This window comes from Chromobacterium subtsugae, assembly GCF_035919665.1.
GTDB lineage: Bacteria > Pseudomonadota > Gammaproteobacteria > Burkholderiales > Chromobacteriaceae > Chromobacterium > Chromobacterium subtsugae.
On the sequence record NZ_CP142381.1, the window covers coordinates 4,629,657 to 4,647,378 of the forward strand.

Sequence of the window (17,722 nt, forward strand, 5' to 3'; positions counted from 1 at the left end):
CAGTTTCAAGCCAAGGTCATTTCGACGCAAATAGTCCCCTTCAAAATAAAATAGAAGGAGCCGCCGTGCCCGCCCTGCAACATTTCCAGCCCGACCATTCTCCCGCCGACATCATCGCCGCGCTGGAGCGCGACGGCGGCGTCGTCATCGACCAATTGCTGGAACCGGCCGCGCTGGCACGCTTCCGCCAGCAGCTGAACCCGCTGCTGGACGCCTCGCCCGACTGCCAGGGCGACTTCTACGGCTACGCCACCCGCCGGCTGTCCGGCCTGATCGCCCGCGTGCCGGCCTGCCGCGAGCTGGCCATCCACCCGCTGATCCTGCAGGTGATGGACGCCTTCCTGCTGAAGGGCTGCCGCGAATACCAGCTCAACCTGACCCAGGCGATACGCATCGGCCCCGGCGAGCCGCGCCAATTCCTGCACAGCGACGGCCTGATGTTCCCAGTGAAGGTGCCAGGCTCGGAAAGCATGATCAACTGCATGTACGCGCTGGACGACTTCACCGAGGACAACGGCGCCACCAATGTCGCGCCCGGCAGCCACCTGTGGCCGGAAGGGCGCGAGGCGCAAGAAGACGAAATCGTGCGCGCCGCGATGCAGGCCGGCTCGGTGCTGATCTACCTGGGCTCGGTCATCCACGCCGGCGGCGCCAACCGCAGCGCGGCGCCGCGCACCGGCGTGGTGCTCAGCTACAACCTAGGCTGGCTGCGCCAGGCGGAAAACCACTACCTGGCGGTGCCGCGGGAGCTGGCGAGCGAGCTGCCGGAACGGCTGCAGCGGCTGCTCGGCTACTTCGTCCACGCGCCCAACCTCGGCAGCGTGGACGGCCGCGATCCGATCGAACTGCTGCGCGGCCCGGCCCAGGGCCAGGCGCGCTTCACCGAATTCCTGCCCGAGGAGATCCGCGGCCCGCTGGCCGAGGCGCGCGCCGCCATGCAAAAGGGCTGAACGCTTTCAAATTGCCATGGAAGCGGAGTAAAGTGGCGGCTGTTTTTCCTTGACCCCTGCGAACGGAAACAGGACAGCCGCCATGTCAGACCACGATCCCCTCCATCCCCCGACCGATGCCGCGCCGCAAGACCCGTCGCGCCGCCGCCTGTTCGAAGGCCTGGCAGCCATCGGCGCCGCCGCGGCGCTGCCGGCCGCCATCAGCGAAAGCGCCGAAGCCGCGCCGGCCGTCCACGGCCCGCTGGACGCCAAGCTGCGCCACCATGTGAAGAACGTCGTGGTGATCTACCTGGAAAACCGCAGCTTCAACAATCTGTACGGCAACTTCCCCGGCGTGAAGCATCCGCTGGCGCAAGCGCCGGCCGAAACCTGTATCCAGCTGGACCGCGACGGCTCCAAACTGAAGAATCTGCCCAAGATCTGGGGCGGCATGGTGCAGCGCGGCCAGACCATCGCCGGCAAGTACTACCTGATAGACGAAAACGCGATCCAGAACCTGCCCAACGGCCCCTTCCCGCTGAAGGACGCCGACGGCCAGCCGCTGCCGGAGGCCGTGATCACCCGCGACCTGTGGCATCTGTTCTACCAGAACCAGATGCAGATCAACGGCGGCAAGAACGACCAGTTCGTCGCCTGGGCCGACTCCGGCGCGCTGGTGATGGGCCACTACAGCGAAACCGCGAAAAACCTCAACCAGTGGAAAATCGCCCAGCAATACACGCTGTGCGATAACTTCTTCATGGCGGCCTTCGGCGGCTCCTACCTGAACCACCAGTTCCTGATTTCCGCCCGCACGCCGGAATACTTCAACGCCAAGGACACCGCGGCGGCCAAAAAGATCGCCGTGCTGGACGACGGCCCGCAGGGCTACCAGCTGAAGGTGAAGCAAGCGACATCGGCGATGGACGGCCCGCCGCAGTTCGTCAACAACGGCGCCATCACCCCGGACGGCTATGCGGTCAACACCATGGCGCCGCCGTTCCAACCCAGCTACATCAAGCCGGCCCAAGGCGGCGACCAACGCTACGCCGACCCGGCCGACGCCAATACCCTGCCGCCGCAAACCTACGACACCATCGGCGATCTGCTGTCGCGCCAGGGCGTCAGCTGGGCCTGGTACGGCGGCAGCTGGCAGGCGGCGCTGGAAGGCAAGGGCGGCCCGGACACCCCCAACTTCCAGTACCACCACCAGCCGTTCAACTACTTCAAGAACTTCGCGCCCGGCAGCAAAGCGCGCGAGGAGCACCTGCGCGACGGCGGCCTGGGCGATAGTCCGATCAGCAACCGCTTCATCGCCGACGCCGTGGCCGGCAAGCTGCCGGCGGTGGCCTTCTACAAGCCGCAGGGCAACCTCAACATGCACGCCGGCTACTCCGACGTGGAAAGCGGCGACCGCCACGTCGCCAACGTGCTGCAGCACCTGATGAGCGGCCCGCAGTGGAAGAATATGGTGGTGATCATCACCCACGACGAAAACGGCGGTTGGTGGGACCACGTGGCCCCGCCCAAGGGCGACCGCTGGGGCCCGGGCAGCCGCATCCCGGCCATCATCGTGTCGCCGTTCGCCAAGAAGGGCCATGTCGACCACACCTTCTACGACACCACCTCCATCATCCGCTTCATCAGCCGCCTGCACGGCCTGCCGGAGCTGGAGGGCGTCAAGGTGCGCAACCAGGCCTTCCATCAGCGCGGCGCCCAGCCGCCGGGCGACCTGACCGGCGCGCTGCAGCTCTAAGCGCTCCATCCCGTACCACAGCCCGGCGATGCCGGGCTTTTTGCTGGTTTCTGCTATATTCCCAGCCTTCACCGCTTCAAGAGGTCCGCCATGAAAACCCACGCCCGCCTCTGCGCCGCCCTGTCGCTGGCGCTGCTATCCTCCTCCGCACTCGCCTGCGGCGACGAAGCCGCGCTGTACAGCCGCGCCTACGACCAGTGCATGGACGCCGCCGTCTCCACCGTCGCCATGCAGGACTGCATCGCCGCCGAGCATGGCAAGCAGGACAAAACGCTCAACGACAACTACCGCAAGCTGATGGCCGCGCTGGCCAAGCCGCGCCAGCCGCAGTTGCTGGCAGCGCAACGGCTGTGGCTGCAATACCGCGACGCCAACTGCCGTCTCTACGCCGACCCGGACGGCGGCACCGCCGCCGCATTGGCCGCCGCCGACTGCGCGCTGGCCGCCACCGCGGCGCGCGCCGCCGAACTGGCCAAGCTGCTGCCGGAGCAGCACTGAAACTATCTTCCAAGGGAATAACTTCCAAGGAAGATAAATTTGTGCCATGATGCATTCATGGACAAGCTAGATAGCATACTCGAGCAATGGCGGCAGGCCCGCCCCGATGTCGATTGCTCCGCGATGGCGGTGGTCGGCCGGCTGGGCCGCCTCCTCATCCACCTGCAAAACCGGCTGGCCGACAACTTCACCGCCTTCGGCCTGAAAGACGGCGAATTCGACGTGCTGGCCACGCTGCGCCGCGCCGGCGGCGCCGACGGCCTCTGTCCAACCGACCTCTACACCAGCCTGATGCTGACCTCCGGCGCCGTCAGCAAACGGCTGGACCGGCTGGAAGCCGCTGGCTGGGTGACGCGCCAACCCAATCCCGACGACCGCCGCGCGCTGCGCATCTTGTTGACCCCGGCAGGACTCGAACGGGTAGACCGCGCGCTGGAAGGACACGTCGCCGCCATGGAAGACGCGCTCTCGCCGCTCGCGCCCGAGCAGCGCGCTCAACTGGCCGGCTTGCTCAAGCTCTGGCTGCAGGGCTTCCCCGGCGAATCGCCCGGCTAAGCCCCTCTCTTTTCCCGCTTTCCCACCCCTGACGCCGCCGGCGCCAGCCGCCCCCGGCTCGCCCGCCGCCAGGCTCACTTAGGAGACCGCGATGGCTTACTACACCCACCGGAATCGACGGCTGTACTACCTGGCTCACGGCGACGGCCCGGCTGCGCTGCTGCTGCACGGCATCTGCAACAGCGGCCGCGCCTGGCTGCCGCAGCTGGAGGCGCTGGCCGCGGCCGGCTACCGCGTGATCGCGCCGGACTTCGCCGGCCACGGCGCCTCGCCGCGGCTGGACGCCTCGTACGGCGTCGCCAATCTCGCCGCCGACTGCGTCGCGCTGCTGGATCAGCTGGATCTGGCGCAAGCGCACATCGTCGGCCTGTCGCTGGGCGGCATGGCGGCGCAGCAGCTGGCGCTGGACGCACCGTCGCGGGTCCGCAGCCTGACCGTGGCCTGCAGCTTCCCCTCCACCGCCACCGACGAAGCCAGGCAGATGCTGGCCGGCTGGGCGCAGACGCTGCGCGAGCCGGACGGCCCGCTGAAACGGCTGGAGCAAAGCTGGCCGCGCAACCTCAACGCCGCCTTCCGCGCCAGCCCCGCCGGGCAGGCGCTGTACTGGCAGTGGCAGGCGCAGGCGGCGCAGGCGGACGGCGCGTCGCAAGCCCATGTCTGCGAAGGGCTAGCCGATTACCACCTAGCCGAGAACCTGTCCGCCATCGCCGCGCCAGCGCTCTATCTGGCCGGGGAATGCGACGAGGTGTCGCCGCCGGCGCTAAGCCAATGGATGGCGGCCCAGGTGCCCGGCGCGCGCTTTGCAACGCTGCCCGGCGCCGCCCACGTAGCCAATGTGGACAGCGCCGCCGCCTTCAACGCCGCCCTGCTCGCCTTCTTGCGCCAACACTGATGCGGAGAACACGATGAGTCCCGGCACCACCCGCTCCTCTCTCGCCCTGGCCTGCGCCATCATTCTGGCCGGGCTCAATCTGCGCCCCTGCCTGGCCGCGATCGGCCCCTTGCTGGAACCGATCCGCCACGCCACCGGCATCCGCTTCAGCGACGCCGCCCTGCTCACCACCCTGCCCATCGCCGCCATGGGCGGGGGCGCTTTCGCCGGCGGCCGGCTGGAAGCCTGGCTGGGCGCGCGCGGCGGCGTGCTGCTGGCGCTGGCGCTGATCCTGCTATCCTGCGCGCTGCGCCTGCCGCCGCCCGGCTACCCCGCCCTGCTCGCCACCGCCTTGCTGGCCGGCTGCGGCATCGCGCTGGCCCAAGCGCTGCTGCCCGGCCTGATCAAGCAGCACTTCCCCGATAAGGTCTCGCTGCTGATGGGCCTGTACGTGACCGCCATCATGGGCGGCGCTTCGCTGGCCGCGGCCGGCGCGCCGTGGCTGGCCCAAGCCAGCGGCCAATGGCATCTGGGCCTAGCGGTATGGGCGCTGCCCGCCGCGCTGGGCTGCTGGCTGTGGTGGCGGCACGCGCCGGCCGCGGCCGGCCACGCCTCCCACTCCCACTCCGCCGCCTCGCCGGGCCGCCTGCCGCGCGCCTGGCTGCTGGCCGGCTACTTTGGCCTGGGCACCGCCGTCTACACCTGCTCGCTGGCCTGGCTGCCGCCGTTTTTCGTGCAGTTGGGCTGGAGCGGCCAGCAAGGCGGGCTGATGCTCAGCTACATGACCGGCATGGAGGTGCTGGCCGGGCTGACCTTGCCGGCGCTGTCGGCGCGCGGCCCCGACCTGCGCGGCTGGCTGGCGCTGGCGCTGTGCTTCACCTTGGCGGGGCTGCTCGGCATGGTGGCGCTGCCGCAAGACCGGCTGATGCTGCTGTGGGTGGGTTTGCTGGGCCTGGGCGTGGGCGGCCTGTTCCCGCTCAGCATGATCCTGACCCTGTCGCACCTGGACGACAGCCGGGCCGCCGGCAGGCTGACGGCTTTCGTGCAAGGAATAGGCTACCTGATCGCCGCCTGCGCGCCGTTCGCCGCCGGCTGGCTGCGCGACGTCACCGCCAGCTTCCAGCTGGCCTGGCTGGCGCTCTCCGGCGCGGTGGTCCTGTTGCTGCTGCTCACCGCGCGCTTCGCCCCGCAACGCTATCGGCTGGCGATGCGCTTGGCCTGAGCGGATGCGCGGCGGCGGGCGGCTGTGCGATGATGGGCGAAACCCGCCCGTCATGGAGTCCGCATGCCCCTGCTTCGCCTGTTGCTATTGCTTGCGCTATGCCTGCCGGCGCTGGCCGCCGAACCGCGCGCCAACCCGTCGCCGGCCGACAGCGCCCGCACCCTGGTGCTGGACAACCGCCCGATCTTCCTGTTTCTGGCCCCCCAGGCCAGGCTGAGCCCGGAGCAGCGGCTGCGGCGCACGCTGGAGCGCATCCGCGAGCTGACGCCGGACGACCTGAGCCAGCCGGTGCAAGCCGCGCCGCTGGCCGACTCCAGCCTGCGCGGCATCGCGCTGAGCATCCACGGCAAACCGCTGTTCACGCTGTTGGCGGACGACCTGGACCCCGGCGATCAATTGACGCTGGAGCAGGCTGCGGCCCGGGTGCGCGACCGGCTGAACGAACAGCGGCTGGCCGCGCTGGAGCAGCGCTCGCCGGAACAGATGGCCAAGGCCGCCTTGCTGGCGCTGCTGGCCAGCGCCGCCTTCGCCGTTCTGCTGGCGCTGATCCTGCGCTTGCGCGCGGTCTCGCGCCGCCGCCTGCAGCGGCAGCCGCTGGGCCGGCTGCCCTGGCTGGGCGGCAAGTTCGACCTGCGCCATTTCCTGCGCGCCGCCGAATGCCAGCTGGTGGACGTCACCGCGCTGCTATGCGCGCTGTTCGCCGGCTATGTCTGGCTCAGCTACGCGCTGGGCCTGTTTCCCTATACCCGGCCGCTGGGCCGCAAGCTGGGGGATTCCTTCTACCAGCTGCTCGCCACCCTGGCCGACGACATCCTGTCGGCGCTGCCCGGCCTGGCCACGGTGGCGATGATCTTCCTGCTGACCCGGCTGCTGAGCCGCGGCCTGACGCTGCTGTGCGGCGCGGTGGAACGTGGCCAGCTGGCGCTGCCCGGCCTGCACGCCGAGACCGTCGGCGCCACCCGCCGGCTGGCCGGGGTGGCGCTGTGGCTGTTCGCGCTGATCGTCGCCTATCCCTACCTGCCCGGCGCCGGCAGCGACGCCTTCAAGGGCGTCAGCGTGTTCTTCGGCCTGATGGTGACGCTGGGCTCCGCCGGGCTGATGAACCACGCGATGAGCGGCCTGGTGCTGATCTACGCCCGCGCGCTGCGGCGCGGCGACTACGTGCGGGTGGGCGAAGTGGAGGGCACGGTGATCGAACTGTCGGCGCTGTCCACCAAGCTCGCCACCAGCCAGGGCTATGAAATCACCCTGCCCAACGCGGTGGCGGTGGGCGGCCGGATCAGCAACTTCAGCCGCCATGGCGAAGGCGGCGGCGCGATGATCGCCAGCCGCGTCACCATAGGCTACGACACCCCGTGGCGACAGGTGACCGCGCTGCTGGAGCTCGCCGCGCGCCGCAGCCCCGGCGCCGATCCGGCGTACGCGCCGCAGGTGCGCAAGCTGGCGCTGCAGGATTTCTACATCGAGTACGAGCTGCAACTGCGGCTGCTGCCGGACGCCGATCCGCCCGGCGCGCGCGACGCGCTGCACGGCGAAATCCTGGACGCCTTCAACGAATTCGGCGTGCAGATCATGTCGCCGCACTTCGTCGAACAGCCGGAAAAACCGGTCACGGTGCCGGCCCAGCGCTGGCGCGAACCGCCTGCCGGACAATAGCCAATCCGGCGCGGCCTTGCGGCTGGATGCAGGCTGCGCTTTGGTTTAAGCTCTAGCCAATCCGACACCGAGATCACCGGGACCTTCCGCCATGAACATAAAAGAATACATGCAGCAGCTGGGCAAGGCGGCGCGCAAGGCCTCGCGCCTGCTCGCCCGCGCCGACACCCAACAGAAGAACGCCGCGCTCCTGGCCATCGCCGACGCCATCGTCCGCGACCAGGACCTGCTCCTGGCCGCCAACCGGCGCGATCTGGACGCCGCGCGCCAGGCCGGCCTGGACGCCGCGATGCTGGATCGGCTGACCCTGTCCGCCCAGGGCACGCTGGCGATGGCCGACGGCCTGCGCCAGATCGCCGCGCTGCCCGACCCGGTGGGCGAAATCAGCGAGATGAGCTACCGCCCGTCCGGCATCCAGCTGGGCAAGATGCGGGTGCCGCTGGGCGTGGTCGGCATCATCTACGAAGCCCGCCCCAACGTCACCGCCGACGCCGCCGGCCTGTGCCTGAAGTCCGGCAACGCCACCATCCTGCGCGGCGGCTCCGAAGCCTTCCACAGCAACCAGGCCATCGCCGCCTGCGTGCACGAAGGCCTGCGCCTGGCCGGCCTGCCGGCCGAGGCGGTGCAGGTGCTGGAAACCACCGACCGCGCCGCGGTGGGCGAACTGATCTCCATGCCGGAATACGTCGACGTGATCGTGCCGCGCGGCGGCAAGGGCCTGATCGCCCGCATCAGCGCCGAGGCACGGGTGCCGGTGATCAAGCACCTGGACGGCAACTGCCACGTCTACATCGACGACACCGCCAATCCGGACAAGGCCTTCCACATCGCCATCAACGCCAAGACCCACCGCTACGGCACCTGCAACACTATGGAAACGCTGCTGGTGCACGGCGCCTTCGCCGAATTCATGCTGCCGCGCCTGGCCGAAGCCTACTGGGAAAAAGGCGTGGCGCTGCGCGGCTGCGAACGCACCCGCGTGATCCTGGGCGACAAGGTCGCGCCGGCCACGGAAGAAGACTGGGCCACCGAATACCTGGCGCCGGTGCTGGCGGTGAAGGTGGTGAAGGATATCGACGAGGCGATCGAACACATCAACCACTGGGGCAGCCACCACACCGACGCCATCGTCAGCGAAGACTACGGCCGCACCCGCCGCTTCCTGCGCGAGGTGGACTCGGCCAGCGTGATGGTCAACGCCTCCACCCGCTTCGCCGACGGCTTCGAATACGGCCTGGGCGCCGAAATCGGCATCTCCACCGACAAAATCCACGCTCGCGGCCCGGTCGGCCTCAATGGCCTGACCAGCCAGAAGTGGATCGTGCTTGGCGACGGGCAGATCAGACAGTAAGTTTTACTTCATGCCATGAGCCAGCCAGACCGCTACGCGCTCGACAAAGAGACGATAAAACTCAATATTTATCGTCTTCTTTGCATATTTTACGCAGATTCAATTATTTCTTACAATTCTGACCCAGCCAATCCTAGCTTAGAAAAGAAACTAGGTGACGAACTTTATACGCGGGAGATCTCACATCTACTACTCAACATCGCTATCACTATACGTACGCTTGATAACCTTCACGCGGACATAGAAAGTTACAGATCCGTTAGAGATAGAATCAATAATAAACACAGATCAGGAGAGTTCTTAAACAATACTCAAAATCTAAGTAGAGATGAGAATAAAAACCTTATAAGGACAGCATGCAACAAGATCATTCACGCTGAAAAGATGATTCCAAAAAAAATAAAATCAACAAATGCACACCGAATCGATCAGGATGAATTATTATCCTCCTGCCAGTTCAACCTCATAAACTTCAAACCAACGGATTGGTCACACCTATCAGGCATCATCACATTAGAAGGAAACCATAAAAATGAAAAATGGGTTCATGATTTAGATGTTGCCAAGTTCTCTGCCGCTCTTATTGAACTTATCCAAGAAATTAACTAGCTCTTCTACCACTTGCCAATTTCTTTCTTAAGCGTTTAGTTGATCATTTCACTGATAGGCTCAACTATCCCCTTCCTCCACAACAACAGACAACCCTCTTCATTTCGCATCATAATTGGCTGTCGCTTCACACGCTCGTTTGCCGACAAAAACCCAGACCAATCAAGACCTGTCCGCCAAGGCCGCCTGCGCGCCCATCACAATCTGCATGAACAACTGGAAGACGGGATCCAGCGCCTGGCCATCGCCATGGCGCCGGACACCTACGTCCGCCCGCACCGCCGCCCCGGCAGCCCGGAGCTGTTGATCATGCGGTCCGGCTGGCTCGGGCTCAAAATCAAATCAATGGCTTGAGCTGCAAAACCTGTTGTCCGATGTCAAAGACGGCCGCCCCCTGATTCAGCACATTGGCGCCAAGCAAGCCATCCACCTCCTCCAGCCCTTTGGCTTTCAACGAGGCGTTCACGCCGGCCAGGTCCATGGTCTCCACCTTCTGCTGCCGCAGCGTGAAACGCGGGCCTAGCTGCAAGCTGTCCAATAAGTAGAAATGACTTTCGACGCTGCCGCCGACGCCATGGACCTGATTCGCTCCAGGTTGGCGGACCAGATGGAACCTGGCGGCGTGCGCATCGTCGGTGACGAACGTCCCTCCCGCGGCGGTGTCGATGATGAAGCGCCCTTTCACGCCATTGATCACCCCCTCCACCATCAATTGCCTGCCGCCCAGCGACGTCAAAGGCAAGCGGTCAAAAGCCGCCGCCGGCTTGGCATCCTTTCCCAAACGCAACTGCTGTTGCCCATAATCCAGCACCGCATATTGCTCGGCCAGCACATCCATGCCGATGACGCCATCCACCGCGGCAACCCCTTCTTCGGCCAAACCTTGGTTGATCGCGTCGAAATCCGTCAAATACACAGCCAACTTGTCTGCCGCCAATCTGCCGCCCCATTCCAGCCGCTTGTCGGCTACCCGCTTGATCTCGGTTGCCCCGGCGGACCCATGCGAGGTGCGCGTTGTTCCTTGATTTTCCAAACCAAACCGGGCCGCCTGCTTGCGGTCTACGCAAGTCATCGACGCGCCGCTGTCGAGCAAGAAGCGGCCATCCACGCCATTGAGCCGCGCCTTCACCGCGACAAAGCCATTGGCTTGCTTCGCCAAAGGCACGCTGAATGGAGTCGGCGACGAATCGGCTCCGCTTGGCGCGGACTGCGCCGGGGAGGCGAAACCGAAAGAACCAGCCAACAGCGCCAGCGCTACTTTTTTATTTGCGTTCACTTGATGTTCCTCTTCATTTTTATTGGCACGCCAGCCCCTGTTCAGGCCTGCGTGGAATTTTCTCGCCTCGCGGAGCCGAAGCGGAAAGCATTCAAATTGTCCTGTAATTGAAATTTTCAATGCCAAAATCATTAAATGAAACTTCCACGCCCTCCTCTCGCCGCCGCCTCCGCCATCGCGATATCAGACAACCCTCTCAATTCACGCGATAATCCCCCTTTGCCTCATAAGCTCGTTTTGCCAAAAATATGAAAACCCTGACCAATCCAGACCTGGCCGCCATGTCCGCCAAGGCCGCCTGTGCGCCGCGCCTGCGCGCCCACCACAATCTCCACGAGCAGCTGGACGACGCCATCCAGCGCCTGGCCATCGCCATGGAGCCGGACACTTATGTCCGCCCGCACCGCCATCCGGGCAGCCCTGAGCTGCTGATCGTGCTGGCCGGCGCGCTGGACTGGATCGAATTCGACGCCGCCGGCGAAACCGTGGTCGCCCGCCACCGGCTGGGAGAGGGCGGCGCGCGCGTGTTCGAGATGCCGGCAAACACCTGGCACTCGGTGGTGTCGCTCGAACCAGGCAGCGTGGTGTTCGAAGTCAAACGCGGCCCCTACCTGCCGCTGGACAGCGCCGACCAGGCCGCCTGGGCCCCGGCCGAAGGCGACGCCCGCGTCGCCGACATGCTGGCTTTCCTGCGCGGCTGCCAGGCCGGCGAGCGTTTCGCGTAATATCGCTTAACATTTTGGCGGCGGGACGGCCGGAACCACCGGCCGCCCCGTGCCACCAACAAGGCATCTTCCACTCACGCCACAAGCGCCGCGCCGATGCCGAAGTTCCGCCTGCTGCTGTCCCTCGCCCTGTCCCTGCCCCTGCTCGCCTGCACCACGCCGCTGCGCGCCGCCCCCGCCGGCGGCCCCGCGCTGGACTCCTCCCGCCCGCCGGCCCAGCTGACCGACTGCCTGCAGCAGGGCCTGCAGAAACTGCACATCCCCGACGATTTCATCGAACGCCGCGACGAGCGCGACGGCAGCCACAGCCTGGCGATGCGCAACCCCGCCAGCGACGCCTCCGGCACCCGGGTGGAAATCCTGCCGCAGGCCGACGGCAGCCGGCTGCAAGTGGAGCTGAACGGCCTGCCGCTGAGCCCGGCCTGGAAAAAGCTGATCCACAGCTGCAGCGGCAAGAGGCTGTGAACAAGTCGGAAAATCCTCACCCGCCTGTGGATAATTTGGATAAGTCGGGATAAGCCTGTGCGCAATAGATGAGGAATCGTGACATTTCGTGACCTGCCTGTGGACAAGCAAAAACATCCACAAGCGCCTGTGCATAATGTGGATAGTTCAAGAACAAGCTGTGGATAATGCCGACGCCGTTCAGTCGGCGCGGCGCGCCGCCTGCGTTTACACTATCGGCACCCGCCGCAACCATGGATGCCCGTTATGCCTGCCGTTTCCCACCCGATGTACGACCAGCATTACGCCGACGGCAAAGCCCGCCGCCAGAACTGTCCACGCGCCAGCCAGGCCGAATGCCGGCTGGCCGCCGACCGCGACGTGGTGGCGCTGGTGGAGTCCACCTCGCAAGGCCGGGTGCCGGCGCTGGCGCCGCTGCGCTACGCGCGCATGCACGCGTCGCCGTTCGCCTTCTTCCGCGGCATGGCGATGATCCAGGCCGCCGACCTCGCCGCCGGCCCGGACAGCGGCCTGCGCCTGCAGATCTGCGGCGACGCCCACCTGATGAACTTCGGCTTCTTCGCCTCGCCGGAGCGGCAGTTGGTGTTCGACATCAACGATTTCGACGAAACCCACCCCGGCCCCTGGGAGTGGGACGTCAAGCGGCTGGCGGTCAGCCTGGTGCTGGCCTCGCGCAGCCGCGGCTTCGGCGCCGGCGACGCCCGCGACACCGTATTGCAGCTGGCAGCCACCTACCGCCGCCGCCTGCTCGCCTTCTCGCAGATGAGCCAGCTCGACCTGTGGTACTGCCGGGTGGGCTTCGAGGAGCTGCTGTCGCACGCGCCCGACCCGGCGATGCGCCAGCAATTGCAGAAAGTGGCCGACAAGGCGCGCAGCCAGACCCAGGAGCGCCTGCTGCCCAAGATGACCGAAAGCGAGGACGGCGCGCTGCGGCTGCGCGACAACCCGCCGGTGATCTTCCACCTGGACGAGGCCGGCGGCCCGCTGGCCGCCTGCGACGACTGGCTGGGCGCCGACAGCCTCTCCAAGGTGCAAGGCATGCTGGAGCATTACATCGCCACGCTGAAGGAAGACCGCCGCGAGCTGCTGCGGCGCTTCCGTCTGGTGGACGCGGCGTTCAAGGTGGTGGGCGTCGGCAGCGTCGGCACCCGCTGCCTGGCGCTGCTGCTGCAGGACGACTACGACCAGCCGCTGTTCCTGCAGCTGAAAGAAGCGCGGCCGTCAGTGCTGGAAGCCTTCACCCAGGACTGCGTGCACGGCAACCAGGGCAAGCGGGTGGTGTTCGGCCAGCGGCTGATGCAGGCCACCAGCGACCTGTTCCTCGGCTGGACCCACAGCGCCGACGGCCGCCATTTCTACATGCGCCAGCTGCGCGACATGAAAGGCGCGCCGACGCTGGAAACCTTCGCCGCCGCCGAAGAGCTGGCCAGCTACGGCCAGGCCTGCGCCTGGACGCTGGCGCGCGCGCACGCCAAATCGGGCGGCTGCGCCGCCGAGATCGCCGGCTACCTGGGCGACAGCGACAAGTTCGACCAGGCGCTGGCCGACTACGCGCAGGCCTATGCCGATCAGGTGGAAGCCGACTACCGGCTATTCGACGCCGCGATCCAAAGCGGCCGTTTGCCGTGCGCGGCGGCGGCGCGCTGAATCAGGGAAACTTCCAATATTGATTTTCTTGCTCTGAACTAGACTGTAACAACAGAAACGCATAATCCAGTCGGCGCCCGCCGCTGCATCCCAGCGGGCGTCGCCGCCTTGCGGCGGCTTGTTCCTCACCCATCAGAGTATTGAAAATGCAGCTGAATACCCGCCTGATCATCATCATCGCCGCCAGCATGATCGCGCTGCTCGGCATCTCCACGGTCGCCCTGTTCTCCACCCGCGCCACCCTGCACCAGGAAAAACGCGAACAGATCGTCCATCTGCTGAAAATGGCGGAAAACAGCCTCAGCCACTTCCAGCAGCTGGAAACCCAGGGCATGCCGCGGCCGGAGGCGCAAAAGCAGGCCATCGCCGCGCTGTCGGCGCTGAAGGTCGGCGACATCTATTTCTTCGGCCGCAACCGCGACAACCTGGTGCTGTTCCACCCCAGCAAGGACCGCGTCGGCAAGGTGGACATGGGCAGCAAGCTGCCGGACGGCCGCACCACCGTGCAGGCCTACGAAGACGCGATGCAGCAGGACCACTACGGCGTGCTGACCATCCAGACCAAGCGCGCCGGCAGCGGCGCCGAGGAATTCCCCAAGCTCAACGGCGTGTTCCGCTTCGACCCCTGGGGCTGGACCATAGGCACCGGCATCTTCATCGACGACATCGACCAGCTGTTCTGGAGCGAGGCGCGCACGCTGCTGCTGGTGGCGGTGCTCTGCATCGTGGTGCTGGGCGCGCTGGTGGGCTGGATGTCGCGCTCCATCCTGCAGTCGCTGGGCGGCGAGCCCGCCTATGCCGCCGAGGTGGTGAAGGCCATCGCCGACGGCGACCTCAGCTTAGCCATTCAAGTGAAGGGCGGCGCCGGCAGCCTGCTGGGCGCGATGCAGGACATGCAGGGCAAGCTCAGGCGGATGATAGAAGAGATCGGCCACGCCACGCAGAGCATCAACCACTCCTGCCGCCAGCTCTCCAGCGACATGGACAAGGTGCACGAGGTGTCCGGCATCGCCAGCTCGTCCACCACCTCGGCCGCCGCCGCCATCGAGCAGCTGTCGGTCAGCATAGACCATGTCAGCGCCAGCACCCGCGACACCGAAAGCGGCGCGCGCGACACCGCCCAGCTGGCCAGCGAAGGCAAGACGCTGGCCGGCAACGCCGCCGACGGCATCCGCCAGGTCGCCGACCAGATCCACAGCGCCAGCGACATGGTCGGCCAGCTGGCCGAGCGCAGCCGCAGCATCAGCAGCATCGCCGAAACCATACGCGACATCGCCAACCAGACCAATCTGTTGGCGCTGAACGCGGCGATCGAAGCGGCGCGCGCCGGCGAGATGGGCCGCGGCTTCGCCGTCGTCGCCGACGAGGTGCGCAAACTGGCCGAGCGCACCGCCAGCGCCACCGACGAGATCAGCACCATCGTGCAGGCGGTGATCAGCGAAACCGGCAACGTCTCCAGCCAGATGGACGAAATCCGCCCGGCGGTGCAGGCCGGCGTGGAACAGGTGCAGCAGGCGGCGCAGACGCTGGATTCGATCAGCCGCCAGGCCAGCAGCGCGCTGGAAAACGTCCACAACGTGGTGGTGGCGATGGGCGAGCAAAGCCAGGCCGGCACCAATATCGCCGGCAATGTCGAACAGGTGGCCGGCGTGGTGGAGGAAACGCAGAACTCGGTCAGCAACGCGGTGGAGGCGGTGCGCGACATCGACCAGCAAGCCGCCAATCTGCATCAGACCGTCGGCCGCTTCCGCCTGTAAACCCATCGCGGCACTTGCCGCCGCCGTTGCGGCTGGCATAATGGCTGCGGGCGCACGCTCCATGAAAGCAAGAAAAAAAACTGAGGACAGACAGGAACCCCAGCACGCTTCAGTGGAGAAACGTATGTCTGATGCCCGCATGCCGGCAGGCCGCATCGATTGGCTGCAACACAGCAAGGCGAGGGATGTGGAACTCGCCTTCGCCGATGTCCACGGCTTCGCCCGTGGCAAGACCCTGCCCGCTTCGGCCTTCATCCAGGGCCAGCAGCTGCGCATCGCCCGCGCGGTGCCGCTGCAAAGCTGCGTCGGGGAATTCCCCGACTACAGCTTCTACGGCGAACACGATCCGGACGTGACCCTCACGCCGGACTACGACACCCTGCGTCTCGTCCCCTGGGCCAAGACGCCGCGCGCGCTGGTGATCTGCGACTGCGTCGACCACGACGGCGGCCTGTCGCCGCTGGCGCCGCGCTCCATCCTGAAACAGCTGCTGGCGCGCTACGCCGCCCACGGCTGGACTCCCATCGTCGCGCCGGAGCTGGAGTTCTACCTGTTCGCCGCCCACGGCGACCCGGCGCAGCCGTTCCAGCCGCCGCAACTGCCCTGCGGCCGGCGCGAAACCGGCTTCGACGCCTTCGGCTTTTCCGCGCTGGGCGAACTGGAAGCCTTTTTCGACGAGCTATACCAGGCCTGCGAGACGCTGGGCATCGCCACCGACACCTGCGTGCACGAGATGGGCCCCAGCCAGTTCGAGATCAACCTCAAGCACGGCGACGCGCTGAAGCTGGCCGACGACACCTTCCTGTTCAAGACCGCGCTGAAGGAAATCGCCCACCGCCACGGCCTCAGCGCCGTGTGCATGGCCAAGCCGCTGCCCGGCCAGCCCGGCAGCTCGATGCACATCCACCAAAGCCTGGTGGACCGCCGCGGCCGCAACGTCTTCAGCGGCGACGGCGGCGAAGCCAGCCCGGCGTTCTTCGGCTTCATCGCCGGCCTGCAACGCTTCCTGCCGGAGCTGATGCCGCTGTTCTGCCCCAATCCCAACTCCTACCGCCGCTTCGTCAAGGGCATGGCGGCGCCGGTCAACCTCAGCTGGGGGCTGGACAACCGCTCGGTCGGCCTCAGGGTGCCGGTATCCGGCCCGGAGGCGCGCCGGGTGGAAAACCGCCTGCCCGGCTGCGACGCCAACCCCTACCTCGCGCTGGCCGCCAGCCTGGGCGCCGGCCTGGCCGGCATCGAACAGAAACTGACGCCGGACGAAGCGGCGCACGGCAATGTGTTCAAGCAGCAGGCCGCCAGCCTGCCGACCACGCTGGACGCCGCCTGCGCGGCGATGGCGGCGGCGGAAATCGGCGAAAAGCTGTTCGGCGCCGACTTCTGCCGCGCTTATCTGGCGGTGAAGGAGGTGGAGTTGACCGACTACCATCGCCAAGTCACCACCTGGGAGCGGCAGTACCTGGGGTTTCTGGTCTGATCGAGATCCTAGTCCTGCCTGGGTAAGCCACGACAACAACGCTGCGGAGTCCGCTACGCGGACAATGACTTTCACGGCGGTTCCGCCCGCCGAACGGGTCAGGAGGCTGTCTCGCCAGCCCCCTGACCACTCCAGGCGACCCCAGCGGCCCGAGAAACCCCGACAAAACAGTCTTGCGCCAGGCGCCGCCGATCAGAAAACGGCGGCTCTACAACTCCTGGCACAAAACTGTTTTGCCGGCACGGGTCGAAGGGGGATTCGGTCGGCTGCCGACATACCGCGCCATCGATATGCGTCCCGTCTCATGCAGCAGCCTTTGTTTCATTGCCCTGGATCAACACCAGCGCTCGCCCGGCGAGACGCCGCCTGCCCGGCGCGGTATGCTGAAGGCATCCCACCTGGCCGGTGTTTTTCGAAGGAGCTGCAGATGTACCGCCACATCATCGCCGCGATAGACGGCAGCAACAATTCCGACAAAGCGCTGCACGAAGCCATCCGCGTCGCCAAATTCAGCGACGCCCGGCTCACCCTGGTCCACATCGCCAGCCTGCGCGAACTGGCCGTCGACAGCCTAGGCGTCTACGCCGGCGACCCCGGCTACGACCTGGCGCTGCAACAAGGCCAGGAGGCGCTGGCGCGCGCGCAGCTGCTGGCGCGCGAGGCCGGCCTGCACAATGTGCTGAGCCATCTGGAAAAAAGCTGGGAAGGCGGCCACGACCTGGCCGACCTGCTGATAGGCTACGCCCGCTCGCAGCAGGCCGACCTGGTGGTGCTGGGCACCCATGGCCGCAGCGGCCTGGCCCACCTGTTCATGGGCAGCTTCGCCCAGGACGTGCTGCGCCGCAGCCACTGCCCGCTGCTGATCGTGCGCAGCACCGACGACGACGACATCCGCGTCGACTAAGCCCGCCATCCGGCCCGCCTGGCGCGG

At 66.4% G+C, this 17,722-nt stretch carries 17 protein-coding genes; 16 read left to right on the plus strand and 1 reads right to left on the minus strand.

All coding sequences use genetic code 11. The features are described from left to right. Positions 1 to 65 precede the first annotated feature (65 nt). The 10 genes from U6115_RS22150 (at position 66) to U6115_RS22195 (ending at position 9,801) form a co-directional block, all read left to right on the plus strand. A complete protein-coding gene (locus U6115_RS22150; protein WP_052257889.1) occupies positions 66 to 950 on the plus strand; it encodes a phytanoyl-CoA dioxygenase family protein in 885 nt (294 codons plus the stop codon). Between the two features lie 82 nt (positions 951 to 1,032). Then, a complete protein-coding gene (locus U6115_RS22155) occupies positions 1,033 to 2,685 on the plus strand; it encodes an acid phosphatase (protein WP_043571871.1) in 1,653 nt (550 codons plus the stop codon). A gap of 90 nt (positions 2,686 to 2,775) precedes the next feature. Continuing rightward, the gene (locus U6115_RS22160) at positions 2,776 to 3,183 is read left to right on the plus strand and encodes a lysozyme inhibitor LprI family protein (RefSeq protein ID WP_043571869.1); all 408 of its coding nucleotides are present in this window, start codon (positions 2,776 to 2,778) and stop codon (positions 3,181 to 3,183) included. A gap of 57 nt (positions 3,184 to 3,240) precedes the next feature. Next, positions 3,241 to 3,738: a MarR family winged helix-turn-helix transcriptional regulator gene (locus U6115_RS22165; RefSeq protein ID WP_043571868.1), complete on the plus strand. Its 498-nt coding sequence runs from the start codon at positions 3,241 to 3,243 to the stop codon at positions 3,736 to 3,738. Positions 3,739 to 3,829: 91 nt separating this feature from the next. Beyond that, positions 3,830 to 4,630 carry an alpha/beta fold hydrolase gene (locus U6115_RS22170; RefSeq protein WP_043571866.1) on the plus strand — a complete coding sequence of 267 codons (801 nt, stop codon included), beginning with the start codon at positions 3,830 to 3,832 and terminating at the stop codon, positions 4,628 to 4,630. Between the two features lie 13 nt (positions 4,631 to 4,643). Further along, the gene (locus U6115_RS22175) at positions 4,644 to 5,831 is read left to right on the plus strand and encodes a cyanate transporter (RefSeq protein WP_043571864.1); all 1,188 of its coding nucleotides are present in this window, start codon (positions 4,644 to 4,646) and stop codon (positions 5,829 to 5,831) included. 63 nt (positions 5,832 to 5,894) lie between these two features. Further along, positions 5,895 to 7,487, plus strand: a complete 1,593-nt coding sequence (locus U6115_RS22180; RefSeq protein WP_043571862.1) for a mechanosensitive ion channel family protein — start codon at positions 5,895 to 5,897, stop codon at positions 7,485 to 7,487. A gap of 91 nt (positions 7,488 to 7,578) precedes the next feature. After that, positions 7,579 to 8,838, plus strand: coding sequence for a glutamate-5-semialdehyde dehydrogenase (locus U6115_RS22185; protein WP_043571860.1), 1,260 nt, complete (start codon positions 7,579 to 7,581; stop codon positions 8,836 to 8,838). Positions 8,839 to 8,853: 15 nt separating this feature from the next. Next, the gene (locus U6115_RS22190; RefSeq protein WP_146008413.1) at positions 8,854 to 9,447 is read left to right on the plus strand and encodes a hypothetical protein; all 594 of its coding nucleotides are present in this window, start codon (positions 8,854 to 8,856) and stop codon (positions 9,445 to 9,447) included. A 39-nt stretch (positions 9,448 to 9,486) separates the two neighbouring features. Continuing rightward, positions 9,487 to 9,801, plus strand: a complete 315-nt coding sequence (locus tag U6115_RS22195; RefSeq protein ID WP_197465966.1) for a WbuC family cupin fold metalloprotein — start codon at positions 9,487 to 9,489, stop codon at positions 9,799 to 9,801. On the opposite strand, the gene U6115_RS22200 is transcribed toward U6115_RS22195, so the two are convergent. After that, positions 9,785 to 10,855 (minus strand): aspartyl protease family protein, encoded by a 1,071-nt coding sequence (locus tag U6115_RS22200; protein WP_080770135.1) that lies wholly within the window; start codon positions 10,853 to 10,855, stop codon positions 9,785 to 9,787. The two genes, U6115_RS22195 and U6115_RS22200, sit on opposite strands and share 17 nt — an antisense overlap. Before the next feature lie 116 nt (positions 10,856 to 10,971). On the opposite strand from U6115_RS22200, the gene U6115_RS22205 reads away from it, so the two are divergent. The 6 genes from U6115_RS22205 to U6115_RS22230 all read left to right on the plus strand — a co-directional run bounded on the left by U6115_RS22205 (position 10,972) and on the right by U6115_RS22230 (position 17,695). Beyond that, positions 10,972 to 11,448, plus strand: coding sequence for a WbuC family cupin fold metalloprotein (locus tag U6115_RS22205; RefSeq protein WP_043571855.1), 477 nt, complete (start codon positions 10,972 to 10,974; stop codon positions 11,446 to 11,448). Between the two features lie 96 nt (positions 11,449 to 11,544). Next, the gene (locus U6115_RS22210) at positions 11,545 to 11,913 is read left to right on the plus strand and encodes a hypothetical protein (protein ID WP_043571852.1); all 369 of its coding nucleotides are present in this window, start codon (positions 11,545 to 11,547) and stop codon (positions 11,911 to 11,913) included. A gap of 246 nt (positions 11,914 to 12,159) precedes the next feature. Continuing rightward, positions 12,160 to 13,560 carry a DUF2252 domain-containing protein gene (locus U6115_RS22215; protein WP_043571850.1) on the plus strand — a complete coding sequence of 467 codons (1,401 nt, stop codon included), beginning with the start codon at positions 12,160 to 12,162 and terminating at the stop codon, positions 13,558 to 13,560. Positions 13,561 to 13,706: 146 nt separating this feature from the next. Next, positions 13,707 to 15,317, plus strand: coding sequence for a methyl-accepting chemotaxis protein (locus U6115_RS22220; protein ID WP_043571849.1), 1,611 nt, complete (start codon positions 13,707 to 13,709; stop codon positions 15,315 to 15,317). 124 nt (positions 15,318 to 15,441) lie between these two features. Continuing rightward, positions 15,442 to 16,791 (plus strand): glutamine synthetase family protein, encoded by a 1,350-nt coding sequence (locus tag U6115_RS22225; RefSeq protein WP_052257888.1) that lies wholly within the window; start codon positions 15,442 to 15,444, stop codon positions 16,789 to 16,791. A 427-nt stretch (positions 16,792 to 17,218) separates the two neighbouring features. Next, positions 17,219 to 17,695: a universal stress protein gene (locus tag U6115_RS22230; protein WP_043571844.1), complete on the plus strand. Its 477-nt coding sequence runs from the start codon at positions 17,219 to 17,221 to the stop codon at positions 17,693 to 17,695. Positions 17,696 to 17,722 lie beyond the last annotated feature (27 nt).